This is a genomic window from Asaia sp. A2 (assembly GCF_057319415.1).
Window position 1 is genome coordinate 35,863 of the sequence record NZ_JBXWTO010000001.1, and the last position, 24,924, is coordinate 60,786.

Sequence of the window (24,924 nt, forward strand, 5' to 3'; positions counted from 1 at the left end):
ACCCGCACCGAACGTCTCAACCGCCATGATGCGCTTCTTCCTCTCCTGCCAGAAGGGTCTCAATTTCTGTCAGAACGGTCGCAACAGTGAGCCCGGCAATCGGGGCCTTGCCTTCCGGGCCAGGCGCCGCAACGAAATGTGCCTTCCTGCCCGTCGGCGCATATTCCGAGGCACGGCTGGGGCCAAAGAGACCCAGTGTTGGCGTACCGGCCGCCGCAGAAAGATGCATCAGCCCCGAATCATTACCGACAAACAGGGCGCAGCGGCGCAGCAAGGCACCAACGAGGCCGAGGCTCCCTTCCCCGCCAAGATCAATGGCGCCTTTCCCGGCACCGGATGCCGCAAGCGCCTCGATGACAGGTCGTGCGAGTGCCTTTTCCGCCTCGCCGGGGCCATAGAAAATGACAGGGGTCAGCCCTCGTGCCTGCATAGCCCGACCGATCTCGATGAAATGCGGGGCGGGCCAGATCTTGCCTTCCCAGTTGGCGGTCGGCGCAAGGGCGCAATAACGTCTTGTCGCTGGCAGGATCTTGGCTGCGAGATCCTCCTGCTCCGGGCGACACCAGATTTCGGGCATGAGCGTCTTCTTGCCCCGAAACAAGGCCGCCAGATGGCCGATACGCGCGCCCGGCCGACGGCCACCGCGTAGGATACGGCGGTGAAATGTGGGCAGGAAAAGCGAGACACCCGAACCGCGCAGATCGACAATCCGGGTCCAGAACGTGCCCACACAGCCCCACCACAGACCGAGCCAATGCAGGTCGTAGCGCTTCTTGCTGACCACGATCACCCGGTCGACCGAGGGGCACGGCTCGAAATAGCTCGCTGCGACAGGCCCGCAAGCCACAGTGATGCGCGCATCCGGGTGAAGACGGCGCAGTTCGGCCAGCACACCGGAGGAGATGACGGCATCACCCAGACGGTTGGCCGTGATGAACAGGATCCGTTTCATTGCAGCCAGATCGGCTCTTTCAGTCCCGCTACGAAGGCTTGATGAGCCGCTTTCGTCGCCTCATCCGGCGGGGACATGGGGCGCGGTCTGCGATCAGGATTGGCGCGATAGGTGGCAACTCCACCGCCGCTCCCAGACACCGCCAGCCCCAGCCCGCGCTGGCGACCGCCCATCAGTTCCAGATAGACCTCGGAAAGCAGCTTGCAGTCGAGCAGCGCATTATGGGTGGTGCGTGCTGACAGATCGATGTCATGACGACGACAGAGCGCATCAAGCGAGTTGGGCAGACCGGGATAGCGCTTTTTCGCCATCTCGAGGGTATCGATCATACGCGCACGATCGAGGGGCGCCTTGCCACATGCCTTGAGTTCGGCATTGATGAAGCCAAAATCGAACGGCGCGTTATGGGCGATCATCTCATCATTGCCGATGAAGGCCAGAAAACCGTCCACAATTTCGGCAAATTTCGGTTTATCGAGCAGGTCGTCGAGCGTGAAGCCGTGCACACGGCTGGCCTCGGGCGGCACGCCACGCTCGGGGTTGATCAGCACATGAAACGCCTCCCCGGTCGGGAGATCATCGATCAGTTCGAGCGCCGCAATTTCGATCACGCGATCGCCGGTCGCTGGGTCGAGCCCTGTGGTTTCCGTATCGAAAAGGATGGACCTTTTCATGCTGCGTTCTCCAGGGTTCTCATCATGCGTTTCATCTGCTGCGCGGTATGGCCGCGCGAGAGGCCATTACGCAACAGCAGATCGGCGCGTCGATTGCGTTCGTTATCGCTCATCTGACGTGACAGCAATGCACGCGCCTGGGCCTCGCTCATTGAGCGTCGGCGCATGATCCGACGCAGGCGCACAGGCAACGACGCCGTCACCACAACGACCAGATCACAGTCACGATCGGCTCCGGTCTCGAAAAGAAGCGGGATATCCAGCACACAGAACCGCATTTTGCGCCGGCGCATCTGCCGTAGGAAATCCTGCCTCGCCCGACGAACGAGGGGGTGGATAATCGCCTCAAGAGCGACAATGCGCTCCGGATGCCCAATGACGGTCTGTCGCAAGGCTGCGCGATCGACCGCGCCTTCTTTCACCGTTTCCGGCCAGAGCCGGGCAAGGGCCGGAACAGCCGCACCATTTTTCGCCTGAAGGGCGTGGACAGCGCGATCCGCATCGAAAACCGGCCATCCAGCCCTGCGAAGAAAATGCGCGACCGTGCTCTTGCCTGCTCCCATACCGCCCGTCAGGCCGATCACGACGGTACCTGCACGTTGAGGCCGCCAATCCTTACGAGGGCGAACAACCCCGACGCGCGCTTTCGAATTCAATACGGCACCCCTGACGCAGCCCTGCTCAATCGATCGTCTCGATCAGACGAGCCCGCAGCGTGTCATCCACCTGCGGCTCGCGACCGAACCACGCAGCAAAACCCGGCCGTGCCTGATTGATCAGCATGCCAAGCCCATCGACCCCCTTGAGTCCGCGAGCACGCGCCGCAGCCAGAAGAGGCGTTTCGAGCGGCATATAGACGATATCCGACACGACCAGATCGGACGACGCCAATGCAAGCGTTGCGGCCCAGTCGTGAGTTTCCTGCCCTGCCATACCCAGCGACGTGGTGTTGGTCAGAAGCCCGAAAGAGGCGAGAGCCTCGGGCCATTCCTGCCAGTCCAGAACAGCACCGCCCCCCAATGCCTCGACAAGCGACTGGGCGCGGCTGCGGGTGCGATTGGCAATGGCCAGGTCGCAACCCGCATCGAGCAGTGCCGCACAAACGGCCCGCGAGGCCCCTCCAGCGCCGAGCACCAGTGTCTTGCGCGGCAGGGTAATCCCTGCCTGATCGAGCGAGTCCAGATAGCCCGTGCCATCGGTGCAATCGCCGAGGATGGTGCCATCGGGTGAAAAGACCAGCGTATTCACGGCCCCTGCCCGTCTGGCCTGATGCGTGTGCCTGCCAGCCAGACTGTAAGCGGCTTCCTTATGCGGGATCGTGACATTCAGGCCTGCAAAGCCAAGCGCCTGCAATGTGTGTACCCCGGCCTCGAAGCGTTCCGGCGCCAGCGGCAGACGCAGGTAAAGACCGTCGATACCGTAAGCGGCGCACCAGTAATTATGCAGGATGGGCGAGCGCGTATAGGCGAGCGGCCATCCCGTTACAGCCGCCAGAACAGGCTGGCCCTGCGGAAAAAGCGCCGCAAGTTCAGCCTTGGCATCTGCCAGGTTCAGTGCGCCGTCGAGATGGCGTTCCAGTAGAGCGGCAATAGCCGCGCCAGTCTCTGTGCCCAAGATATCTGTCCTGCCTCGTTTTCAATCAGATCCTGACGGATCTCTATCTCCAGATAGGGCAGACCGCCCTGCTCTGCATGATACGGCACGGTATAATCCGATGTCGCAGTCAGCACATAGGGTTCATTATCCCCTACGCACAGATCCCCCTCCTGCCGCAGCAGGTCGAGCATGATCCGTGCCGAGCGCGTATCCCGATGATGCAGGATCCCCACATGCCAGGGACGATCCTTCCCGTTCATGCGCGGCGTGAAGCTATGCAGGGCGATCAGCGCCACGGGCGTTTGCCGCTGGCGTAGCAGTGCTGCGATCTGGTCGTGATAGGGATGAAGTATTTCGCGCTCACGACGCGCCCGACAGGCAGCGCTGAGCGCCACGTTCGCGCCTATGGTTGTGTGGTCCGACACTGCCGGGATGGATGTCGGATGACCCGGTGCACGATTGCTGTCGATCACGAGACGGGAATAGACCTGCTCGATCAGATCAGCGCCGAGCAGCGCCTGCAACTGCACACCAACCCCGTGGATACCGATATCCCAGGCAATATGTCGCCCCCAATCGGTCTCGTCGACGCCAAGACGCCCCAGCGCCCGGGGTACCTCACGTCCTGCGTGGTCGCTCACGAGAATGAACGGCGATGAACCTGTAGCCTTCGTTACCCGGTAGGGCAGCGGATCTGCAGGGCCGAGAAGAGGGGGAAGCTCGCTCATGAATTGCGCGCACCTTGCTGACTGACTAGGTTAGCCCACCTTGACCACAATCCCCATGCCATGGACAACCCCGTGACCGAGACCAAGCCCCAGCCATCGAGCGATACTCCCACCCAGACCGAAGCACGTCTGGCCAACCCGCAATGGGGCGGGCGCTTTGCGGCCGGTCCGGCTGCCATCATGGCCGATATCAATGCGTCCATCGATTTCGATCGCAAATTGTGGCGTCAGGATATTCGCGGCTCGCTGGCTCATGCTGCCATGCTCGCCCGCGTGGGACTGCTGACGGCAACGGAGGAACAGGAGATCCGCGACGGGCTTCACGGCATTGCCCGTGATATCGAAGCCGGGAATTTTCCTTTCTCGCAGGATCTTGAAGATATTCACATGAATATCGAGGCGCGCCTGTCCGATCGTATTGGCGAGGCTGGCAAGCGCCTGCATACTGCGCGCTCACGCAATGACCAGGTTGCCACCGATTTCCGCCTGTGGGTGCGCGACGCCATTGACGGAATCAGCGGACAGATCACCGCGCTCATGCGCTCTCTGGCGACACGGGCACTGGAACACGCTGCTGACGCCATGCCGGGCTTTACCCACCTGCAGGTCGCCCAGCCTGTCACCTTCGGACATCATCTGCTGGCCTATGTCGAGATGCTCTCGCGTGATCGCGACCGCCTGCGCGACGCCCGCGCACGTCTGAACGAATGTCCGCTCGGCTCTGCCGCGCTTGCAGGCACGTCCTTCCCGATCGACCGACGCTTCACGGCTGCTCAGCTCGGCTTTGACCGCCCCACAGCCAACTCGCTCGATTCGGTCTCCGATCGCGATTTCGCGCTCGAATATCTCTCGGCTCTGTCGCTGCTTGGCATGCATCTGTCGCGCCTGTCGGAGGAGCTGGTGCTGTGGTGCTCGGCACCGTTCAGCTTCGTACGGCTTTCAGACGGCTTCACCACCGGCTCCTCCATCATGCCACAAAAGAAAAACCCCGATGCCGCCGAGCTGGTGCGCGCCAAGGTAGGGCGCATCACGGGTGATTTCATGGGCCTGCTGATGGTGATGAAGGGCCTGCCTCTGGCCTATGCCAAGGACACGCAGGAAGACAAGGAGCCGGTATTCGATGCCACCGAGGCCGCTACCCTGTCTCTTGCTGCCATGGATGGCATGATACGCGACATGACCGCCAACACAGACAAGATGCGCGCCCTCGCCGGTGCCGGTTTCGCGACCGCGACCGACCTTGCGGACTGGCTGGTGCGCGTGCCGCGTCTGCCCTTCCGCACGGCGCATCATGTCACAGGCCGACTGGTCGGCATGGCCGAAACCAAAGGCTGCGATCTGGCTGATCTCACGCTGGAGGAAATGCAGGGTGTCGAGCCGCAGATCGATGCCAGCATTTTCGATGTACTGACCGTCGAGTCCTCCCTGGCCTCGCGCACCAGTGAGGGCGGCACGGCGCCGGAGAACGTCGCCCGCGCAGCAGGGCTCTGGCTGTCACGCCTTGAGGAGAACGCAGCATGACCCGCACGACCCGAATTCTCGGCCTGGCCCTAGCGGGCGCGCTCATGCTCACTGGCTGCGGCAAAAAGGGTGCTCCCCACGCCCCCGGCCCGGCCAGCAAGATCACCTACCCGCATAACTACCCGCCGGAGTAATCCGCCCCACCGTTAAAGGGCGTCCGGGCAATGGAAGAGCGCGCCAGAGCGATAATGGCAGGCGCGCTCATCCCCTTCTCCCGCAAGGCACGCAGGCTCTCGGCACCATCCCGCTTTGAAAGCTTGCGCCCGGTTTCATCGCAGATCAGCCCGTGATGAGCGTAAAGCGGGGCCGCAAAACCAAGCAGTTCCTGCAATACACGGTGCACCGAGGTCGCCTCGTAAAGATCCGCTCCTCGTGTGACGCAGGTAATGCCCTGACGGGCATCGTCGCAGGTGACGCACAGATGGTATGAAACGCCATTATCACGCCGTCCCAGCACGACATCCCCAAAATCCTGAGCCCGCCCCTCGATGCGTTGCGCGCCTTCCTGCCAGGAGGGGATACACCCGAGCCGCTTCAGTGCTGCGTTCATATCGAGACGCCATACATGCGGCTGATCCGGCACAATCTGGCCATGACGACCACGGCAATGCCCGCCATAGATTGCACTCCCATCCGGCGCGATGCCCGCCGCACCCGCCTGCATTTCGGCCCTTGAGCAGGTGCAGGCATAAACCAGCCCCTGTTCGCGCAATCTATCCAGCATGGACCGGTAGTAAGGCAGATGGGCTGACTGGCATATGACAGGCTCCGCGCTTTCGAACCCCAGCCACAGCAGATCGTCCAGAAGTGCCTGCGTGAAGGCAGGCAGGCAGCGCTGCGGATCGATATCCTCGATGCGGATCAGGAATGTTCCGTCATGCCCAGCCATATCCCGCGCATGACAGGCCGAGGCAACATGACCCAGATGCAGAAAACCCGTCGGGCTCGGTGCGAAACGTGTGCGAAATCCTGTCATCAAACCTTCGCTTGCCCTGCTCACGGAAAGCTGAAATAGTCAGGCCCATAAGACAGACGGCGCGTATCTATAGGCGCTGGTTTCCCGTCGCGCTTGAGATAATTCGATCGTGCCGCCCTGTAAAAGAGGATGCGATCGATGCTTGCCAGCGCCCAGCATTTCCCCGCCCTTGTTCTGAATGCGGATTTTCGTCCGCTTTCATACTTTCCGCTATCGCTATGGTCCTGGCAGGAAAGCGTCAAGGCGGTGTTTCTCGACCGGGTTTCGGTCCTGAGTGAATACGATGATATCGAGGTCCATTCGCCGAGCTGCGTCATGCGCGTGCCCAGCGTTATTGCGCTGAAGGAATATATCCCCACAGCGCGACGACCTGCTTTCACGCGGTTCAACGTTTTCCTGCGTGACAACTTCTCCTGCCAGTATTGCCACGACCGATTGCCCACGCATGAGCTGACCTTTGATCACGTTATCCCCCGCGCCAAAGGCGGCCGCACCACCTGGGAAAACGTCGTGACGGCGTGCAGCCCCTGCAATCTGATCAAGGGATCGAAACTTCCCGCAGAGATTGGCATGCACCCGCGCATCAGGCCCGTGCAGCCCTCGACACGGCGCCTGCAGGAGAATGGCCGCAGCTTTCCGCCAAACTACCTGCATGAAAGCTGGCGCGACTATCTGTACTGGGACAGCGAGCTGGAGGGCTGAGTTTCGCCCTCCCGCCCCGCTTCCCCTCAGGAAGTGGGCGCAAAAACTGCCGCATAGAGCTCGGGCTTGAACCCAAGCGTCACAGCTCCGTCTCGCACCAGGATAGGACGCTTGATGACGGTCGGGTGCGCCATCATCAGTGCTACAGCCTGCACCTCCGTGCTGATCTGCTTGTCAGCCTCAGGCAGTTTGCGGAAGGTGGTGCCCGATTTGTTGAGCAGCTTCTCCCAACCGACACCCTTCACCCAAGCCGCCAGATCCTCCGCGCTCAACCCGTCCTTGCGGAGATCGTGATAGCAATAGGCGACACCCTCGGCATCCAGCCAGCGCCGCGCCTTGCGCACAGTGTCACAAGTCGTAATTCCGTAGATCGTCACCTCTTGCTCCAATCACCCCTCCTCGTGAATATCTGAACCCAACACTGGGCGGTCTCATACCATGAATGGCGGCGCTTACCGGTAATGTTCGACATGATCGCAAAGCCGATGATCGCCTCGCTTTCGCCCCTCATGAGTACGGATCAAACCCACAGCCAAGCAAAAATTCGTAGATTTCGTCATAGGCGTGCACCGGCCTGGTGACATCCTCAGGGGAGCCTTCAGGAACAAAGATGATCATGCCTTGACGTGCTCTGGTAAGGAGAACCCGATAGGCGTTCGCCATATAGCGCTGTCTCGCAGAATCATTAACCCGCTGCCAACGAGTCCCTTTAAACTGGAAGCTCGTCCATGCGTGGCCTTCCCGGCGATAATTGAGGTCCCAGCAAACGCAGGTCCAATCCAGTTCTAGCCCCTGCGTCTCAAATTCTGTGCCCACGTCCTCGAGCGCATCTGAGGATCGGACATCATCATGCGGCCCAATAAACCAATGTTGCGGCTCAATCTTCGCTTTTACAAATAGCCCACAGGGCCGAAGTCTCACAGCGTTTGACGACGCCAGCAAACCGCTTCGCTCCTGCCCCCGACGCTTAGCGCGGAGCCAGCGCCGCGCTGCTTCGAGATCACGAGTCACCAAAAGCGGAAAACGAGTAAGCCCTTGTCTCACCTGCTGTGCACGCGCCGCATCCCCTGCCACGACATGCGATACGAACTCTGATAGCCGCTCAGCGCGGAAGGATCGGATAGACGTCGATAAATGCAAGGGAGCCGCCAGAACCCGATCGTGCAATACGCTCTCATGGGTGAGCATTGGGGAGAGATGAATTTGCCAATGGGGGAAGGTGCTCTCAAGCGCGCGCAGCCACTCATCGATGCCTGCTTCGCCCGTGTTGATCTCTTGCCCGCTACCAACGAGGCAAACTACTACGCACCAATCTGGATGCCGATCCATGACCGAAAGAAGGAACGCAGGCTCTGACATTGAGAACCCCGACTGCCCTCGCTTCTGCATGAATTTTGATGTTTGCTCAAGGTCCCAGGCGCGCTGCGCCTCATCAAACACGACAACCTTTTCGGCAGGCGGAGAAACACAATTCAAGGCCTCGTCGCGGAAATGATGGATGTTCTGAATGAAAGCCTCAGCGCGGCGGCGCTCCCGGACTTTGCTGCTGTCCTCATTTTTTCTTTCGCCGTTTTGACAGCATCAACCGTCAAGGCTTCGCGCAACACCTCGACTAATGGGCCGTTGCCCGACAGGAACACGGCATGTTCCTCAGCATGAGCGCGTTGACGATCGGTGGCCAGATTGAGACCGGCCAGTGTTTTGCCTGATCCCGGCACCCCTGTAATAAAACAGATCATTTTGCGATGCTCGCGCTTCGCGTTTTCGATCACGCGCGCAACGTATTGAGCCGTCTGCGTCAGGTTTTCCGCGCCGGCTTCCGAACGCGATATGCTATGGACCGAATGACCATGATATAGCGCCTGCGCGGCTTCAATAATCGTCGGTGTCGGCCGATAGCGACCGGCTTCCCATCTCAATGGGTCGATAGCAGGGGTTGTGTCTAGGTGGGAGATTTCTCGGATAGCCCGTTCGAGATCATCCTGGCCTAACGCGATGGGTTTCATCAGGCCGTCATCATCGAACTGATACTGAGGTGTCGAGGATGCCTGCCACGATGTGGCTACAGCAATGGGAACGACGGGGAGAGCATGACTCGTTTCATGGAAGTTTTTCAGATCCAGCGCGTAGCCGTAGACTTGATCAAGATCCCCGCGGCTCAGATATTTCGCGCCGATCTTATATTCGATGACGAATACGATGCCGTGGAGCAACAACACCAAATCGGCCCGCCGCCCCATCCGAGGGATGAGAAATTCTATAAAGGCGTGGGCCTTTGGAAACGCCTCAAGCAATCTTCGGAGATGTTCAATTTGATAGGCCCAAGCTCCGCGTTGTGTCTGCTCAACGCTGAACGGCAATTTCGATGCCAGCCGACCAAGCAAAGCCTCGTCGGACGCCGCATCAAGCTCAGTTTTGTCGAGAGATAGATAAGCGCGTGCCATAAATGCCCCAAGGCGATCAGCTATCAAGCAGTCGGGTTGAGAAGCCTGTTCTCGACTGAACCGTCGTGCAAACAGAACTGCACGTGCCGACTCCCAGCCAAATGTAAAAAGAGCGCCCCATCTGAACAGGGCGCTCCTTTCAATTTCGTCGGATCAGCGTGGCACCAAGACCGTAGGGGATCACTCCCACTCAATCGTGCCTGGCGGCTTGGAGGTGATGTCGTAGGTGACGCGGTTGATGCCACGCACTTCGTTGACGATGCGGCCTGCGACACGGTTCAGGAAGCCGAAATCGAACGGGTAGACCTCAGCCGTCATGCCGTCCGTGCTGGTTACGGCGCGCAGGGCACAGGCCTGGTCGTAGGTGCGGCCGTCACCCATCACACCCACTGTACGGACCGGAAGCAACACAGCAAAGGCCTGCCAGATGGCGTCATAGAGCCCGGCATTGCGGATTTCTTCCAGATAGATCGAGTCCACCTTGCGCAGCAGATCGAGCTTTTCGCGATCGATTGCGCCCGGAATACGGATTGCAAGGCCCGGCCCAGGAAAGGGATGACGCCCGACAATGGCTTCTGGGATACCAAGCTCGCGACCCAGGGCGCGCACCTCGTCCTTGAACAGTTCGCGCAGCGGCTCGACCAGCTTCATGTTCATGCGGTCGGGCAGACCGCCGACATTATGATGCGACTTGATCGTGACCGAAGGACCGCCTGTGAAGCTGACGGACTCAATCACATCCGGATAAAGCGTGCCTTGCGCAAGGAACTGCGCGCCGCCCAGCTTGGTGGCCTCTTCCTCGAACACCTCGATAAACAGACGCCCGATGGTCTTGCGCTTCACCTCCGGGTCCGTCACGCCGGCCAGGGCGTTCAGGAAGAGATCAGACGCATCGCGATGAACAAGGCTGATGTTGAAACGGCCACGGAAAGTCTTGACCACTTCATCCGCCTCACCCGCGCGCAAAATGCCCGGATCGACGAAAATGCAGGTGAGCTGATCGCCAATGGCATCATGGATCAGCTTCGCTGCCACGGAGGAGTCAACGCCCCCTGACAGACCGCAGATCACACGACCAGAGCCTACCTGCTCGCGGATACGGGCAATTTCAAGGTCACGGAAGCCGGCCATGGTCCAGGTGCCCTTGCAACCGGCAACCTCATGCGTGAAATTCTTGATCAGCGCGGCACCATGCGGAGTGTGCACCACTTCCGGGTGGAACTGCACACCATAGAGGCGACGCCCCTCATCGGCGATAATGGCGAACGGTGCCCCTTCCGACCACGCGACAGCGCGGAAACCGGGCGGAAGCGCCGTAACGCGATCACCGTGGCTCATCCAGACCTGCTCACGATGGCCGCGCGACCAGGCACCACGGAACAGGGCGCAATCCTCGGCAATCTCGATGTGAGCCCGCCCGAATTCACGGTGCTCATGGGTTTCGACCTTGCCGCCAAGGCGCGCGCACATGGCCTGCTGGCCATAGCAGATGCCCAGCACGGGAACGTTGAGGTCAAACACGACATCGGGGATCTGCGGTGCATTGTCGTCATGAACGCTGGCCGGGCTGCCAGAGAGGATGATGCCACGCGGGTGGAAACCGCGGATCTTCTCTTCTGTCGCTGTGAAAGGCCAGATTTCGCAATAGACGCCACTCTCACGCACGCGGCGGGCAATGAGCTGCGTGACCTGACTGCCGAAATCGAGGATCAGGATACGATCTTCATGAAGCTGCAGGTCGAGGTTATCGGCGTTTTGCGGGGCGGTGTCGGTCATGGCGCTCTTTCAACACGTCGTGCATGGGCAAGTTCTGTGGGCATCGTATAGGATGTTCGTCGTGCATCGTCATCCCAAACGACGCGTTATGCCCGCCTAAATGTCACCATTCCTTCATTCAGACGAGACCGATATGTCGCATTCCCGCTTTCGCCCCCTGCCCTGCGCGGCGCTCCTTGGTGTGATCGGGGCGCTTTCGGCCTGCTCCTCCCCTCAATCCCCGAGCAAGGACCCTGTTGGTCTCTGGACCGGGGCCCTGGTGACCGATGAGGGAAGCTGCCCGACAAACACGGACTCGACCTTGCAGATTGGCAGTAAGGCCATCAGCTTCACGCCCGGCGATAACGCGCTCGTTCTCAAGGGTGTGCGCGGGGCAAACCCGCACCACTATCATGCACAGCTTGATCTCAAGGATGCACAAGGCAAACCCTATAGCATCGTGTTCAATGGGTATCCTGTCGGCAATGCCATCGGGGGCATCTATGGTGCGCCGACATGCCGCGCCCATATCGTCATGACCCGTCCAAATCATTGATTGAAAAAAATTCTTTTTCCCTCTTGCGGGGTCGGGAAACTCGCAGTAGAACCCGCCCCACGACGCACCCGTAGCTCAATTGGATAGAGCACCAGACTACGAATCTGGGGGTTAGAGGTTCGAGTCCTTTCGGGTGCGCCAGTATACATCGTGATCAGTCAAATGATCACTACGCACCCGTAGCTCAATTGGATAGAGCACCAGACTACGAATCTGGGGGTTAGAGGTTCGAGTCCTTTCGGGTGCGCCATTTTCCAACAATAATTTCAAGCCACCCAACGGTATGCTGGTATGGTTCGTAGTCAAAACGAGCTGGTTCCGATGTGAGGTGTCTTATACGGCGATGATACCATTTGGCGATGATACGCCAGATTGGAGGTCAGCTCGTCGCGCTGCTCTTCCTGTTCAGGACATCGCGTCACGAGAAGAGGTTTCGGACGGACGATCGTCGCTCACCGTAGGTCGGACACGCCTCTTGCAAGATAAATCCCCACGATCGTCCTCGCGACAAGCAGAAGTCGCGCTCATACGGCAGATGTCGGAAATAATGTTTGGTGCTTCACAAACCAGACAATGCCCCCCTGAGGGATCAATAAGCCGCAGATTGACCAGGCTGATCGCCTTAGCGTCTTCGGCCTCTGATCGCCCACGGTTGGCCGCACAGGGTCAACGCAGCACTGAAGGCGCAGATCCAGGAGTGTGTCTCTTCTTATTCAGGTCCGCGTCAGGTTCCGTATACCCGCGGCGATATCCGCAACGTCATCATAACGCATGAGCCAGGCTTGATCTGCCATTTCGTCATTGAAATGTTGCTGGATGCTTATCTTTGCAGCTTCAAAAACACTTCATAGGCGTCGTAGAGAGAATTCAGAAGTCAATGCACCAATGTCGCAAGCGCGGCGCAGACGTCACTCTCCAGAAATGGCTTCGAGACAAAGAGGCCTCGCGGCGGCAGACAGAAGCTGTCGAGAGACCGTCTTCCAGACGTCAGAACGAAGGCGACGTCCGGCATCGTACGTGACAGATGATAGCCCAGGTCCAGACCTGTCATGGAGCTTGGCATCTCGAAGTCGGAGAACACCGCGCGGATCTGAGGATTGTGACGCAGGATCGCGAGCGCCTCATCCGCGTCTTCGGCAGAGAGCACCGTGTATCCAGCCTGCTCAATCATCTCCGAGACATACAGACGCAGCAGCACCTGATCTTCAACCACAAGCACAGTCGGGGCGACTGGACCGCGTGAAGAACTGCCGGAATCAGTAATTGCGCTCGTTAACATGACAACTATGTCTCCTGAGAGAGCCTTGAGCCTTCTTAACGGTGACAAGCGCCAGATAGTTTACCTACCGCGTCATGACTTCTCTCTAACAGTTTTGTTAATAACCCTGTTACCCTGGAAACCGGCCGCTGTGCCGCCTCGACCATCATGTGCAGTGACGTCAATCCCCGCAATAGCCCACGCTCCTTCCTGATAGACCAGAAGCGGCGCACCACTGGCACCGTGGGTTGCTGCGCAATCATGATCGATCAACTGCCCCCTCACCCTGACGACATGGCAACTGATGTCGCCCATCGCGAGTTCGATACGGTCCTGCTGGTATCCGGCAAGCATGGCGTCGTCTCCGGACTTCGCCATCGTGAAGGGAAGCAGATCCTGCGATTTCATCAGGGGTCGATCCAGAACGATCGTTGCATGATCCGCCTGGCTGGTGCGCAACGGGTGGAATGGGTCATAGGCTGAGGGAATGATGAATTTCACACCACGCGCCGTCGCGCGCCAGGCGCCCGTATCGTACCCGAGCATGAAATGCACGCTGCCTGGCTGAATGAAGTTGGCGGCATTTTCCAGCCACAAACAATGCGCGGCAGTGATGATGACAGAAGGCGCCACCATGAAACCCGTGCATTTCACGCCCAATTCAGTCTGAACGCGCCCCAGGATACGCCAGGGTGCCTGATTGACCTCGACCACATGCCGCGCGGCGCCCCCCACCCCGGCGAGCGGCATCTTTCCTCCGTTTGCAGCGACGGCCACTCCCGACGTGCTCCATACAAACGGGACGCCCCATGCAAACATGGCGAGCACGGCTTTCCATAGCCATGCCCTCGGGCACCGATCGTGACTGTCTGGGCCAGACACAGGATTCACGCGCTTGCCTCGCTTGCGCTCCCGCCTGTGTCCTGAACGAGATGATCCGGGCCAAAGGACCACGGGAGCAAGGCTTCAAGAGTCGTATCCAGCAAAAGCATGCCCTCTGTATTGACGATCCTGATCGCAAGCTCAGCCCCCCCGAACTCACGCAACCTCTGCCGGCATCCCCCACACGGCGTACACGGTGCCTCCCCAGAGCCAACGATGACGATCTCGTCGATCCTGCGCCCGCCCGCCATCACCATTGCGGCAATCGCACCGGCCTCAGCGCAACTTCCCTGAGGATAGGCCGCATTTTCAACGTTGCAGCCGGCATGAATGACGCCATCGCAACGCAGTGCAGCCCCCACCTGGAAGCGTGAATAGGGGGCATAGGCACGCTCGCGGGCGGCCAGGGCGGCCTCAATCAGGTCTGCGCTCATCAAATATCCCTCTTCCTTGTATAATCGCAGCTTGGAAGCCGCAGATTGCCCTTGTAGTCTGTCATTCATGACACGCCACGACCCTGATATCATGAACCTTCTTGCCTCACGCCCCTCCCTTCATATGGACGGGCAGGACGGTCTGCTGTTCGAAGGCGTTCCCCTCCAGACAATCGCCAGCGCGGTTGGCACGCCATGCTGGGTCACGGGGGCAGGCACACTGCGGCGTCGGACCCGCAATCTCAGGAAAGCCTTCAGCGAGCGTGGTATCGATGTTGCACTTCATTATGCGCTCAAGGCCAATGACCATCTCGCGACCCTGACCGTTCTGCGTCAGGAGGGTTGCGGCGGCGATGTCGTCAGTGGCGGCGAACTGCGCCGCGCCCTTGCCGCCGGAATCAGCCCGTCGCAAATCGTATTCTCCGGGGTCGGCAAGACGGATGCAGAGCTGATGCTTGCGCTGCAGGAGGATATTGGTCAGATCAATGTCGAGAGTGTGGAGGAGTTGCGGCGACTCTCCCGCCTTGCGCGCGCATCGAACCTGACCGCGCGGGTCGCGCTGCGCGTCAATCCGCATATTGATGCGGAGACTCATGACAAGATCAGTACCGGACGTCTTGGCGACAAGTTCGGAATCGATTGGGCCGATGCTCCTGCCCTCTATCGAGAAGCCAGCACGCTGCCGGGAATCGATATCCGGGGTCTGGCAACCCATATTGGCAGCCAGATCCTGTCGCCCGCCCCCTTCAAGGCGGCTTATGCCCGTATTGCCGAGATGGTCGTGGGTCTGCGCAATGAGGGCCTGAGTGTTTCTGTCGTTGATTGTGGTGGTGGTCTTGGGGTGCGCTATCGCGATGAACTGGCCCCGCCCCCTGCTGCTCTGGCAGGCGCAATAGCCGAAACACTCGGCACACTTGAATTGAAGCTGGCCATAGAACCAGGACGCTGGATTGCTGCACCGGCGGGAGTTCTTCTGGCTTCCGTGATTGACCTCAAGGCCCAGCGCGAAGGCGTTTCCGACTTCGTGATCGTTGATGCTGCGATGAATGATCTGGCACGGCCGAGCCTCTATGGGGCCTGGCACGGCATCATCCCGCTTGCACCCGACCTCGCCTATGCCGAGACTGCACCGCAGACGGTTGTTGGGCCGGTGTGCGAATCAAGCGATGTCTTCGCCAAGGACCGGCTGCTCCCAGCGGTGCGCACAGGTGATCAGATCGCCATTCTCGACACAGGCGCTTACGGGGCGGTCATGAGCTCGACCTACAATAGCCGTCCGCTTGCTGCGCAGGTGATGATCGAGAACGGCCAATGGCAGGTGGTTCGCAAGCGGCAGCGTGTGGAAGCACTCTGGAATGATGACAGCATACCGGAGTGGCTGGATAGCGAATGAGCATGGCGACGCCTGCACCGTCCACCCCTTCCGGCCTTTCGCTTGAACGCCGCGTCTTCAAGGCGCGCAACAGGGCGCGTCGTGTGCTTTGGCTTGAATCCGCTTGGTCTGCGGCCCAGCGCCCTCTGGCACTGGTCGGAGCTTACGCCATATCGGGACTGCTTCGCCTCCCGCAATCCTTGCCCGACACGCTGCACGCTTTTCTGTTGGCCGGCGTTGCCGGCGGGGCCATGGCGCTTGCGGCGCGCAACCTTGGCCAACTGCCCCCTCCCTCGCCTGAAAAAATCGATCGGCGCATCGAGCAGGCCTCGGGGTTGCCTCATCATCCCCTGGCCGCTCTGGACGATTACCCGGCAGACGGCGCAGAGACCGCCCTGTGGCAAATTCACATGCAGCGCCTGCACAGCAATATCGGGCAGCTGCAAACAGGTTGGCCAAGGCTGGTCTGGACGACGGGCCGGAAGCTGGCGTGGGCAGGCTTCGGCGCGTGCCTGATTGGTCTCGTCATCGTTGCTGGCCCTGCTGCCCCCTCGCGTCTTGAGGCGGCCTTCCTGCCAGGTGTAGATGACGTCGATGTCCCAATGCCGCAAATCGAGGCCTGGGTGGATATGCCGGGCTATGCCCCCGGCGCTCCGGTATTTCTTACAAACGCAACCACCCCTGCGCCCCTGCCCCAGGATGCCAGACTCACGATTCATGTGACCGGGGCACGCTCGGGGCCTCATCTTCTTGGCATCGAAACAAGTGATGTTGTTTCAAGGCAACTCGATCCCGGGAGCTGGAGTTTCACCGCCACCCTCGCCCATAGCGGCAGGATTTCCATCCGTTCGCGGGGTCGTACGGTTGGGGAGTGGCAATTCAAGATCATCCCCGATCTTGCGCCTGACGTCTCCTGGGCAGCGCCGCCGGTCGCCGCAAAGGATAACAGCGATCTCGTCATGCCCTGGCGTGTCGCTCAGGCACATGGCGTAGCAAACCTGCACGCGGAAATTACCCTCAAAGCCAACCCGGCCCTGCCTCCGCTCGTGGTGACCATCCCTCTCAAGGGAACACCAGCCAAGGCTGAAGGCACATTCCAGAGTGATCTGACGGCGTCGCTGTGGGCCGGAGAAGTGGTCACCCTTCGTCTCAAGGCCACAAGCCGCAGCGGACGGACGCGTTACAGCACGAGCGAAACAGTGACGCTCCCTACGAGGGTCTTTCATGACCCCGCAGCTCGTGCCCTGGTGAGCCTCAGGCATCGTTTCGGCCTTGACCGCGAAACCGCCGCCCAAACAGCGGACGAACTCAAGGCGATAGCGAGCACTCTGCCTGTGACCGAAAAAGGCAGCATCCTCGCTTTACTCTACGCCGCGGCCCAGCTTGAGGATCCTGACTCCGACAGCGCCAGAGAAAACACGATCGGTCTTTGTTGGGCGGTGGCGCTCTATCTTGAGGATCTGCGCGCTACAGACCGTGACACAGCGCAGGCCAATCTGGAAATCCGCGCGGCCCAGAAGGCCGTACAGGACCAGATTGCCCATATGCGTGCGCTAGGCCCTGCCGGTCATAGCGAAGCCGAGCAGCAGGAGCTTGCCTCGCGCATGAAAACACTGCGCGAGGCCCTGAGTCGACGCATGCAGGCCCTGATGCAACGCAGCATGCAGCTTGGCACGGTCATTCCCGACATCGGTGACGCACCCGATGATGGTTCGGACCCGGTATCGCGTCTCATGCGCCGTCTGCAATCGGACGCGGCCAATGGCAATGCTGATGAGGCGATCAAACGGCTGGACGACCTCTCGCGAATGGCCGAGCGTATGCGCACGGCCACACCACAGGATCTGGCGCAGATTGCCCAGCAGCTTCAGGCACAGGCACGGGCGCGAGCCCAGAAGGCCGCATTGCACGATCTCGTCAAGCGCGAGACCGTACTGCTCGACCATGCGCAATCCCGCCTGAATCCGGGGCAGCGCGCCGCACGCGAAGCCATGATGAACCAGAATGCCCCGGGGCAGGATGTCGGCGCCATGTCCACCGCTGAACTCCTCAAGCGCCTCGGCATGGCACCGCCACCCGACATGGATGAGGCCGCGCCCCCTCCCGAACCTTCTCCCCCGTCCCCGGAGGAAGCCACTTTGCAGCATGAGGAGCGACGCAACGACCATGCCGTCCAGCGTGCCCTGCAGATGGTGACACGCCTGCTGAACGACGACATCAAAAGCCTGACCGGCAAGTCGATGCCTGGCCTGATCAAGGCAGATCAGGACATGAAATCAGCCCGCACCGCCCTCGCCACGGCACAGGACGGCCCTGCCGAGATTGCCATACGCAAGGTGCTCAAGGATCTCGCCGAGACCGGTCAGCAGATGAGCGAAGCGCAAAAAGGCAAAAACCACGGCGGCGGCCCCCTCGCATTGCTTCCGACCATGGGAAGTACCGGTCATGCCGAGGGTGGCAAGGACAAGAAAGGCCAGGGTCGCGCCGATAGTGATGATGACGATGATGGCGATGGCCAGTCGGGTGACAGGAATGATCGCGATCCCCTGGGGCGGAAGATGGGCAAAGGGCATTCCGGTGCCGATACGGATGGTACGGTGCCTGATGCGGATAGCCGCGAGAAAGCAAGGGCCATTGAGCGTGAGTTGCGGCGACGCGACGCAGACCGTACCCGTCCCAAGAGCGAACTCGATTACCTGGATAAACTGCTGAAATCCTACTGAGTGCCTTGCGGGCCCCAGGCCTTTCTGCTGTCACGCCGTGTTGGCCGCGGTCCCGTATTGCCCGATCAGGTCGAGACCGAAAACCTCTCAGCTTCCCCGATAGGTCGAATAGCCAAAGGGCGAGACCAGCAGCGGCACATGGTAATGCCCGGCTCCCGTCATGCCGAAATCGATCTGCACCACATCCAGAAACGGCGGCTCGGGCAGATTATGCCCACGCCCCCTGAAATAGGCCGCCACGTCGAAGCGAAGCACATAAGCACCTGCCCCGACTGCGATATCCTTCAGGCCGGGACAGCGGCCATCCTCATTTGTCGCGCCGGCATAGAGCACGCGATCATCATGAAGCAGGGTGATCGTCATACCCTGTGCGGGCACGCCTCCTGCCGTGTCGAGAACATGGGTGGAAAGGCTGGTCATGATGCTGTCCTGTCCTTGAGTCTGAGCAATGCAATCTGGTCGATCTGACCGAGGGCCTCAGCCAGTTCCTCCTGCGGTGACTGCGCCAGCCGACGTTCGATCTCCTGACGCATACGCTCCTTGGTGGCCTGTCGGACACAGATGACGAACGGCATATCGAAACGTGCCTGATAGGCCTCGTTCAGGGCGCGAAAGGCGATGAATTCAGCCTCGCTCAACCTGTCGAGACCCGCCCCCTCCTGCTCGGCCGCCGAGAGCCTGCCCAGATCGGGGTCCACACCAAACTTACGTGCGAGCTCCGGATGGGCCTTGACCAGCGCTTTCTGCCTTTCGTGATCGGCATCGCGTATGATCTGCGATGTTGCGGCAATCATGGCCTCCGGGCCTGAAAAGGGCGCCTGAGGCCACGCCTCGGCCACGATCCAGGGCGTGTGCTCGTAGATATCGCCATAGGCCGATACGAATTCTTCCCGAGTGTTCGCGGTGATCATGCGGGGTGATGCTCCTGCCAGTGACGGGCGATATCGAGCCGTGTCGCAACCCAGGCATCCTGATGGGCCTGCACATGGGCGATGAAACGTTTGAGCGCCAGCGCACGGGCGGGCCGGCCTGCAAGGCGACAATGCAGGCCGACAGACATCATGCGCCCGCCCTCCTGATACAGCATGTCGAAGGTATCACGCAGATAACGGAAGAACTGCTCGCCTTCGGTAAAACCATTGAGCGCAACGAGCTTCATGTCGTTCACATCGAGCGTATAGGGCACAATCAGCTGTGCCCGGCCATAACGACGGTCGTAATAGGGCAGATCGTCGGCATAGGAATCGGCGTCGTAGACAAAGCAGCCTTCCTCGGCGACAATCCGGGCGGTGTTCGGGCTGGTACGACCCTGATACCAGCCCAGCGGGGCCTCCCCCGTGACCTCTTCATGCAGCCTGATGGCTTCCCGGATATGCTCACGCTCGATTGCTTCAGGGATGTCCTGATAATCGATCCATCGGTAGCCGTGGGATGCAATCTCCCAGCCTGCCTGCTTCATGGCCGCTACAGCATCGGGATTGCGGGCAAGAGCCATTGCCACACCGAAAACCGTAAGGGGCAGACCTGCCTCGGTGAAAAGCCGGTGAAGACGCCAGAAACCGGCACGAGCGCCGTATTCATACAGGCTTTCCATCTGCATGCAGCGCGCACCGGTAATCGAACGGGTACCGACCATCTCGGACAGGAAGGCCTCGGAACCGGCATCGCCATGCAGAACGTTATTTTCGGCACCTTCCTCGTAATTCAGAACGAACTGGACGGCGACGCGGGCGCCCCCCGGCCATGCGGCGTCGGGGGGATTGGCACCATAGCCCAGCAGGTCGCGTGGATATGCCTGTGTCATGCCTGTTCGTTCTTTCCCGTTCAAAGCGCCGCCACGCCGCCATCGCTGCGCGGATCGGTGGCCCCTTCCATTGTGCCATCCTCATAGCGCCGAATAGCCCCGGCATGACCCATCGCTGTGGCAAATGGCGTCAGACTCTCGACGTCGTGACCAAGCGCGCTCAGCCCCTCAAGGATTTCCGGGCCAAAGCGCGTCTCCATCTTGAGCGTTGTGGTGGTTTCGCCCCAGGTGCGCCCGAGCAACCAGCGCGGCGCCGTGATCGATTCCTGAAGGCTCAGCCCGGCGATGACGTTTCGCGCCACGATGGCTGCCTGAGTCTGCGGCTGCCCCTCGCCGCCCATCGTGCCATAGGCCAGCAGACTTCCATCATTGAGCGCGGCCATTGCAGGGTTGAGCGTATGGAAAGGCTTGCGCCCCGGCACGAGGCTGCGCAGACGCCCGGGTACGAGATCGAAACTGGCCCCACGATTCTGCCATACCAGGCCGCTCTCCGGCAGCACGATGCCCGAGCCGAACTCGAAATAGAGGCTCTGGATCATGCTGACCGCCCAGCCCTGCGAGTCCATCACGCCAAACCACGTGGTATCGCCCTGCTGGGTCTGATGGGGCCAGGGTGCCGCACGGCTCAGATCGATGGAGGCCGCCATTTCATCCAGAGCAGCCTGATCGGACAAAAGCGCCTGTGGGGAGGTTTCCATGATGGCAGGATCGGCAATCACCCGATCGCGCCAGATGAAGGCGGCCTTCGTCGCCTCAACCCAGCGATGAATGTCGTCAACCGTATCAGCCCCGGTCACGCCCAGCCGTTCGGCCAGAGCCAGAATCAGCAGGGAAGCCGCGCCCTGTGTGGGTGCGACCATATTAAAGAAGCGACCATGGTGAAGGCTGGTCTCGAGCGGCTTCGTCAGGAGGGCTTCATGATGATTGAGGTCGTCGCGGCTGACCGGCGAACCACAGGCCGCAAGATCAGCCGCGATCTGATCGGCCAGCTTGCCATGATAAAAATCGCCCAGACCGGCATTGGCAAGGCGCCGCAACGTGCGCGCCAGCGCCGGATTGCTGTGCACGGCGCCCGCAATCGGCATATCGCCTTGTGGCAGGAACAGGCCGCTGAAATTGGGCATGTAGCTCAACACGTCCAGATGGGCTGCCATAAGCCCGGCCATGCTCTCCGTTACCACCATGCCGCTCTCGGCGTGATCGATGGCATCGGCCAGCAATGTCGAGAGAGGCAACGCCCCTCCTGCATAGGCGAGCGCTCGCGACCAGCCCGCAACCGTACCGGCAACCGTGTTGGCTGCCAGCCCGCCACGCCAGGGCACACTGTCACATTCCGCGTAGAGCTCAGGCGTCGCATTCTGGGCGAGCCTGCCGCACGCATCAATGGCCACGGTCTCGCCATCAGGGCGGCGAATGAGCCAGAAGCCATCTCCCCCAAGGCCGGTCATATGCGGGTAAACCGCAGACAGGGTTGCGGCCACAGCCACGGCCGCCTCTACCGCGTTGCCACCTGCCTTGAGGATATCCCTCCCCGCCTGCGCCGCAAGATGATGCGGGGCGGTAACCATTCCCTTGCGGGAGCGTGCGCTGAAAAGCATCAATCCTCCAGAATACGGGCGCGAGCGACGCCAGCGCGTTCCAGCGCCTCACCGAGCGCGACAAGACGATCTTCCCGCCCCGGCTGCGCCACGAGTTGGACGCCAAGCGGCATCCCGCTGCCGGTATTGGCGTCGATGGCCAGAGGCACGGTCAGGACCGGGAAACCGGCCAGAGTCAGGGGCTGGGTATAAAGGCCGAGATTGGCACGCGCAGAAACCGGTTGACCACCAATTTCGATGACGGGCGTGTCAATCCGCGGCGCGGGGCCGACCACGGCGGGTGCAACAAGAATATCTGCCTCAAGGAAGGCCTCATGCATACGCTCACGAAACCAGTGGCGGATCTTGTGTGCTCTGAAGACGTGCGGTGCAGGCACAAGCGCCCCTGCGAGCAGGCGATCACGCACCGCCGGATCATACTGCTCCGCGCTGTGACGCAAGCGATCGAGATGCAGCCCTGCCCCTTCGGATGCGCTGATGACAAATGCCGCGGCACGCGCCGTTGCAACCTCTGGCAGAACGATCTCGTGGCGTATCGACAGGGCCGTGCAGAAAGCTGCGAGAGCGGCTTCCATCTCAGGCGACATATCCTGGGCAAACCAGCCGCCAAGCCGCGCCATGTTCAGCCCTGCAACATCCACCCGCGCCAGGGGTGACGCGCTCAGCACCTCCACCATCACACGCATATCGGCAGCGCTGGCGGTAAAAGGCCCGACCGTATCGAGACTCGCGACAAAAGGATAAGACCCTGATACCGGCAGCAAACCCTGCGTGGCACGCAGCCCCCACACGCCACACAGCGATGCCGGCACACGGATCGAGCCATTCGTGTCGGAACCAAGGGAAAGCGGAAAATATCCTGCAGCGACGCCTGCCGCGGAGCCACCGGAAGACCCACCAGCGAGACGCGCGCCGTCATGCGGGTTTTTCGTCATGCCATAATGAGCATTGTCGGTCGCAAAACCGTAGGCGAATTCATCCATATTGGTCGTTGCGAGCGGTATGGCACCAGCCTCGATCAGCCTGCGAACCAGCAGCGCGTCACAATCGGCCGGCGCTTCGCCAGCCAGAACCTGCGACCCAGCCGTAGTCACCAGACCTTGCACATCAAACAGGTCCTTGATGCCAAAAGGTACTCCCGCCAGCGGTCCGGGGTCGATCCCCTCGGCCACAAGAGCATCGATGCGGCGCGCCTGATTGAGCGCCCGCTCCGACAGAAGGCGTGTGACGGCATTGATGGTGCCATCGCGCTGTGTAACACGGTCCAGGCAGCTCTCGATCAAGCCGAAGGCGCTGCGTTCGCCCGACCTGACAGCGCGCGCAATCTCGATGGCGTTCATGGATGATACTCGAAAGCGGGCTCAGTGCGCTCGGGCAGATCGAGCGACAGGATGAGCTTCTGGTACCGCGCCAACAAGGCGAGATTTTCCAGCACGCCCGGCTGGCAATCGACCGGAATCGTCAGATCGAGCGCAGCCGCACGCGCATTGAGCGTGGCGTCGTCAATCATGCCTGCTCCTCACCCTCCCGACCGAGACTGACGAGTTCCTCCGCGTCATAGGCGAGCAGGCTCTCAAGGTGCTTTTCACCGTCCTGAACGAACAGATCGCAGGCGATCGAGCGGGCCAGACGGTCCACGCCATAGCGCATGCCGCTGATCGAGGCGCCCGAAAGCCCCATGCTCGGCGTCGCTGCGAAGGTGAAATTATAGATTGCCCCCAGCATGGCGGCATCCGGATGCGCCGGGTCGCGCGGCAGGAACTGGCTCTGCGAGCCAAGATAGGGGTAGGAGTCCAGTACGGCGCTTTCCTCGCCCTCAGGGGCCTCGAACCGATCGCGCCACAGCGCGACGTTTTCGGCAACGGACGCAGTTTCCGGCCGCTTGCTGAAATCGATTACGAAGCCGGTGCCGATAATCAGGAAGTCAAATTCCATCGTCCCGTGAGGCGTATCGACAGTAATGGTCTCATCCTCACAGCGCGCGCCGAGCCAAGGGGTATCGCCGTGGAAGCTGAACCCGTCATGACGGCTGCAACGCCAGAATGTGTCCTGCGGCGGCGGCTGATTGAGATCGAAGATGCGGCGCATGAAGCGCCAGCGTGTCAGATCGGGCAGCGCCGGGAAATGGGCCAGGAAACCGGCATTTTCCATCCAGCGATACGGGTTGATACGCGGCAGGGTCTTGCGGCGTATGCAGACGGCAACCGAACTGGCACCGGCTTCCAGCGCGGTCGCCGCATTATCGAAGGCAGAGGCGCCACCGCCGAGCACACCGACACGCTTGCCACGCAACGCCTCGAAATCGATAGGCTGGTGCGTGTGGGCGTAGAGATGGCTGGGCACCGCCTCGCGTATGAATTCCGGCACATGCCATGACCCGCTGCCCTCAATGCCGGTCGCCAGCACAAGGCGACGTGCCCAGACATGAGAGATCTCTCCCTCCTGCGAGCGGAACTGAAGATGCAGCAGGCCATCCTGCCAGACGACATCGACCAGTTCACGGTCATGCTCTACGGGGAGAGCAAGCGTCTCCTCATACCAGTCAAGATAGGCCTGCCAGTCGCGCCGGTCGATCTTGCCCAGCGACTCCCAGGCATCCTTGCCATAACGCGCCTCAAACCAGCTTCGTGGGGTCAGCGAGGGGATGCCGAGATCGGGGCCAGTCACATGCTTGGGCGTGCGCAGCGTGATCATACGGGCAAAAGTGACCCACGGACCCGCCTGTCCCTTCTTTGCGCGCTCGAATACCCGAACGTTATGCACGCCAATGCGACGAAGCGCGAAAGAGGTCGAGAGACCTCCCTGCCCGCCACCGATCACCGCAACATCAAGTACCGGTTCACCATGATGGGTCAGCGTGGACGAGACCCAGGGACCCGACGCATAGGCAATTTTCTGAAGATCCTCATGAACCCGGCTGGCGAGGTCACGGAGCGCTTTGTTCTGCAT

At 60.7% G+C, this 24,924-nt stretch carries 26 protein-coding genes and 2 tRNA genes; 8 read left to right on the forward strand and 20 right to left on the reverse strand.

Annotated features, from left to right (window positions below; genetic code table 11):
* Window positions 1–16: 16 nt before the first annotated feature.
* The 5 genes from ACWNRM_RS00170 to ACWNRM_RS00190 all read right to left on the reverse strand — a co-directional run bounded on the left by ACWNRM_RS00170 (window position 17) and on the right by ACWNRM_RS00190 (window position 3,950).
* Entirely contained in the window at window positions 17–952 is a 936-nt protein-coding gene (locus tag ACWNRM_RS00170) for a glycosyltransferase family 9 protein (protein ID WP_485168950.1), read from the reverse strand.
* A complete protein-coding gene (gene dnaQ, locus ACWNRM_RS00175; protein ID WP_485168951.1) occupies window positions 949–1,626 on the reverse strand; it encodes a DNA polymerase III subunit epsilon in 678 nt (225 codons plus the stop codon). The genes ACWNRM_RS00170 and dnaQ overlap by 4 nt, the downstream gene beginning before the upstream one ends.
* Window positions 1,623–2,210 carry a dephospho-CoA kinase gene (gene coaE, locus ACWNRM_RS00180; RefSeq protein ID WP_485168952.1) on the reverse strand — a complete coding sequence of 196 codons (588 nt, stop codon included), beginning with the start codon at window positions 2,208–2,210 and terminating at the stop codon, window positions 1,623–1,625. The genes dnaQ and coaE overlap by 4 nt, the downstream gene beginning before the upstream one ends.
* A 97-nt stretch (window positions 2,211–2,307) precedes the next feature.
* The gene (locus ACWNRM_RS00185) at window positions 2,308–3,174 is read right to left on the reverse strand and encodes a shikimate dehydrogenase (RefSeq protein ID WP_485169297.1); all 867 of its coding nucleotides are present in this window, start codon (window positions 3,172–3,174) and stop codon (window positions 2,308–2,310) included.
* 2 nt (window positions 3,175–3,176) lie between these two features.
* Entirely contained in the window at window positions 3,177–3,950 is a 774-nt protein-coding gene (locus tag ACWNRM_RS00190; protein WP_485168953.1) for an N-formylglutamate amidohydrolase, read from the reverse strand.
* Between the two features lie 60 nt (window positions 3,951–4,010).
* Between ACWNRM_RS00190 and argH the strand changes: the two genes are divergently transcribed.
* Window positions 4,011–5,471 carry an argininosuccinate lyase gene (argH, locus tag ACWNRM_RS00195; RefSeq protein WP_485168954.1) on the forward strand — a complete coding sequence of 487 codons (1,461 nt, stop codon included), beginning with the start codon at window positions 4,011–4,013 and terminating at the stop codon, window positions 5,469–5,471.
* Window positions 5,468–5,605, forward strand: coding sequence for a hypothetical protein (locus ACWNRM_RS00200; RefSeq protein WP_023978364.1), 138 nt, complete (start codon window positions 5,468–5,470; stop codon window positions 5,603–5,605). The genes argH and ACWNRM_RS00200 overlap by 4 nt, the downstream gene beginning before the upstream one ends.
* On the opposite strand, the gene gluQRS is transcribed toward ACWNRM_RS00200, so the two are convergent.
* On the reverse strand, window positions 5,590–6,447 hold the full coding sequence (gene gluQRS, locus ACWNRM_RS00205; protein WP_485168955.1) for a tRNA glutamyl-Q(34) synthetase GluQRS: 858 nt from the start codon (window positions 6,445–6,447) through the stop codon (window positions 5,590–5,592). The two genes, ACWNRM_RS00200 and gluQRS, sit on opposite strands and share 16 nt — an antisense overlap.
* A gap of 138 nt (window positions 6,448–6,585) precedes the next feature.
* Here gluQRS and ACWNRM_RS00210 point away from each other — a divergent pair, with 138 nt between their 5' ends.
* Complete coding sequence (locus ACWNRM_RS00210) at window positions 6,586–7,149, forward strand: HNH endonuclease (protein WP_023978366.1); 564 nt, start codon at window positions 6,586–6,588, stop codon at window positions 7,147–7,149.
* 26 nt (window positions 7,150–7,175) lie between these two features.
* Here the strand turns inward: ACWNRM_RS00210 and ACWNRM_RS00215 are convergent, their stop codons facing one another.
* From ACWNRM_RS00215 to guaA, 4 genes are all read right to left on the reverse strand, one after another.
* Entirely contained in the window at window positions 7,176–7,538 is a 363-nt protein-coding gene (locus ACWNRM_RS00215; protein WP_485168956.1) for an ArsC family reductase, read from the reverse strand.
* Between the two features lie 118 nt (window positions 7,539–7,656).
* On the reverse strand, window positions 7,657–8,625 hold the full coding sequence (locus ACWNRM_RS00220; RefSeq protein WP_485168957.1) for a DNA/RNA helicase domain-containing protein: 969 nt from the start codon (window positions 8,623–8,625) through the stop codon (window positions 7,657–7,659).
* Complete coding sequence (locus ACWNRM_RS00225) at window positions 8,622–9,593, reverse strand: DNA/RNA helicase domain-containing protein (protein ID WP_485168958.1); 972 nt, start codon at window positions 9,591–9,593, stop codon at window positions 8,622–8,624. The genes ACWNRM_RS00220 and ACWNRM_RS00225 overlap by 4 nt, the downstream gene beginning before the upstream one ends.
* 180 nt (window positions 9,594–9,773) lie before the next feature.
* Window positions 9,774–11,369, reverse strand: coding sequence for a glutamine-hydrolyzing GMP synthase (gene guaA, locus ACWNRM_RS00230; RefSeq protein ID WP_023978369.1), 1,596 nt, complete (start codon window positions 11,367–11,369; stop codon window positions 9,774–9,776).
* A 133-nt stretch (window positions 11,370–11,502) separates the two neighbouring features.
* On the opposite strand from guaA, the gene ACWNRM_RS00235 reads away from it, so the two are divergent.
* The 3 genes from ACWNRM_RS00235 to ACWNRM_RS00245 all read left to right on the forward strand — a co-directional run bounded on the left by ACWNRM_RS00235 (window position 11,503) and on the right by ACWNRM_RS00245 (window position 12,154).
* Window positions 11,503–11,904 carry a hypothetical protein gene (locus ACWNRM_RS00235; RefSeq protein ID WP_485172125.1) on the forward strand — a complete coding sequence of 134 codons (402 nt, stop codon included), beginning with the start codon at window positions 11,503–11,505 and terminating at the stop codon, window positions 11,902–11,904.
* Window positions 11,905–11,968: 64 nt separating this feature from the next.
* Window positions 11,969–12,045: transfer RNA gene (locus tag ACWNRM_RS00240), tRNA-Arg, on the forward strand.
* A 32-nt stretch (window positions 12,046–12,077) separates the two neighbouring features.
* Window positions 12,078–12,154, forward strand: a tRNA-Arg gene (locus tag ACWNRM_RS00245).
* 624 nt (window positions 12,155–12,778) lie between these two features.
* Here the strand turns inward: ACWNRM_RS00245 and ACWNRM_RS00250 are convergent.
* From ACWNRM_RS00250 to ACWNRM_RS00260, 3 genes are all read right to left on the reverse strand, one after another.
* Window positions 12,779–13,183 (reverse strand): response regulator, encoded by a 405-nt coding sequence (locus tag ACWNRM_RS00250; RefSeq protein ID WP_485168960.1) that lies wholly within the window; start codon window positions 13,181–13,183, stop codon window positions 12,779–12,781.
* Window positions 13,184–13,255: 72 nt separating this feature from the next.
* On the reverse strand, window positions 13,256–13,912 hold the full coding sequence (locus tag ACWNRM_RS00255; RefSeq protein WP_485168961.1) for a trypsin-like serine peptidase: 657 nt from the start codon (window positions 13,910–13,912) through the stop codon (window positions 13,256–13,258).
* Window positions 13,913–14,049: 137 nt separating this feature from the next.
* Window positions 14,050–14,478 (reverse strand): cytidine deaminase, encoded by a 429-nt coding sequence (locus ACWNRM_RS00260; RefSeq protein ID WP_485168962.1) that lies wholly within the window; start codon window positions 14,476–14,478, stop codon window positions 14,050–14,052.
* 67 nt (window positions 14,479–14,545) lie between these two features.
* Here ACWNRM_RS00260 and lysA point away from each other — a divergent pair, with 67 nt between their 5' ends.
* Together lysA and ACWNRM_RS00270 are read left to right on the forward strand one after the other, a co-directional pair.
* The gene (gene lysA / locus ACWNRM_RS00265; protein WP_485168963.1) at window positions 14,546–15,871 is read left to right on the forward strand and encodes a diaminopimelate decarboxylase; all 1,326 of its coding nucleotides are present in this window, start codon (window positions 14,546–14,548) and stop codon (window positions 15,869–15,871) included.
* The gene (locus ACWNRM_RS00270) at window positions 15,868–18,573 is read left to right on the forward strand and encodes a DUF4175 domain-containing protein (protein WP_485172126.1); all 2,706 of its coding nucleotides are present in this window, start codon (window positions 15,868–15,870) and stop codon (window positions 18,571–18,573) included. The genes lysA and ACWNRM_RS00270 overlap by 4 nt, the downstream gene beginning before the upstream one ends.
* An 87-nt stretch (window positions 18,574–18,660) precedes the next feature.
* Here the strand turns inward: ACWNRM_RS00270 and uraH are convergent, their stop codons facing one another.
* Genes uraH through ACWNRM_RS00305 form a run of 7 tightly spaced genes read right to left on the reverse strand, consistent with a single transcriptional unit; the run spans window position 18,661 to window position 24,924 of the window.
* Window positions 18,661–18,993, reverse strand: a complete 333-nt coding sequence (uraH, locus tag ACWNRM_RS00275) for a hydroxyisourate hydrolase (RefSeq protein WP_485168965.1) — start codon at window positions 18,991–18,993, stop codon at window positions 18,661–18,663.
* Window positions 18,990–19,484: a 2-oxo-4-hydroxy-4-carboxy-5-ureidoimidazoline decarboxylase gene (gene uraD / locus ACWNRM_RS00280; RefSeq protein WP_485168966.1), complete on the reverse strand. Its 495-nt coding sequence runs from the start codon at window positions 19,482–19,484 to the stop codon at window positions 18,990–18,992. The genes uraH and uraD overlap by 4 nt, the downstream gene beginning before the upstream one ends.
* Complete coding sequence (gene puuE / locus ACWNRM_RS00285; protein ID WP_485168967.1) at window positions 19,481–20,377, reverse strand: allantoinase PuuE; 897 nt, start codon at window positions 20,375–20,377, stop codon at window positions 19,481–19,483. Before puuE ends, uraD begins: the two co-directional genes overlap by 4 nt.
* A 20-nt stretch (window positions 20,378–20,397) precedes the next feature.
* Entirely contained in the window at window positions 20,398–21,975 is a 1,578-nt protein-coding gene (locus ACWNRM_RS00290) for a gamma-glutamyltransferase family protein (protein WP_485168968.1), read from the reverse strand.
* Window positions 21,975–23,315, reverse strand: coding sequence for an AtzE family amidohydrolase (locus ACWNRM_RS00295; RefSeq protein ID WP_485168969.1), 1,341 nt, complete (start codon window positions 23,313–23,315; stop codon window positions 21,975–21,977). The genes ACWNRM_RS00290 and ACWNRM_RS00295 overlap by 1 nt, the downstream gene beginning before the upstream one ends.
* Complete coding sequence (locus ACWNRM_RS00300) at window positions 23,312–23,485, reverse strand: DUF4089 domain-containing protein (RefSeq protein ID WP_485168970.1); 174 nt, start codon at window positions 23,483–23,485, stop codon at window positions 23,312–23,314. The genes ACWNRM_RS00295 and ACWNRM_RS00300 overlap by 4 nt, the downstream gene beginning before the upstream one ends.
* The gene (locus ACWNRM_RS00305; protein WP_485168971.1) at window positions 23,482–24,924 is read right to left on the reverse strand and encodes an NAD(P)-binding domain-containing protein; all 1,443 of its coding nucleotides are present in this window, start codon (window positions 24,922–24,924) and stop codon (window positions 23,482–23,484) included. Before ACWNRM_RS00305 ends, ACWNRM_RS00300 begins: the two co-directional genes overlap by 4 nt.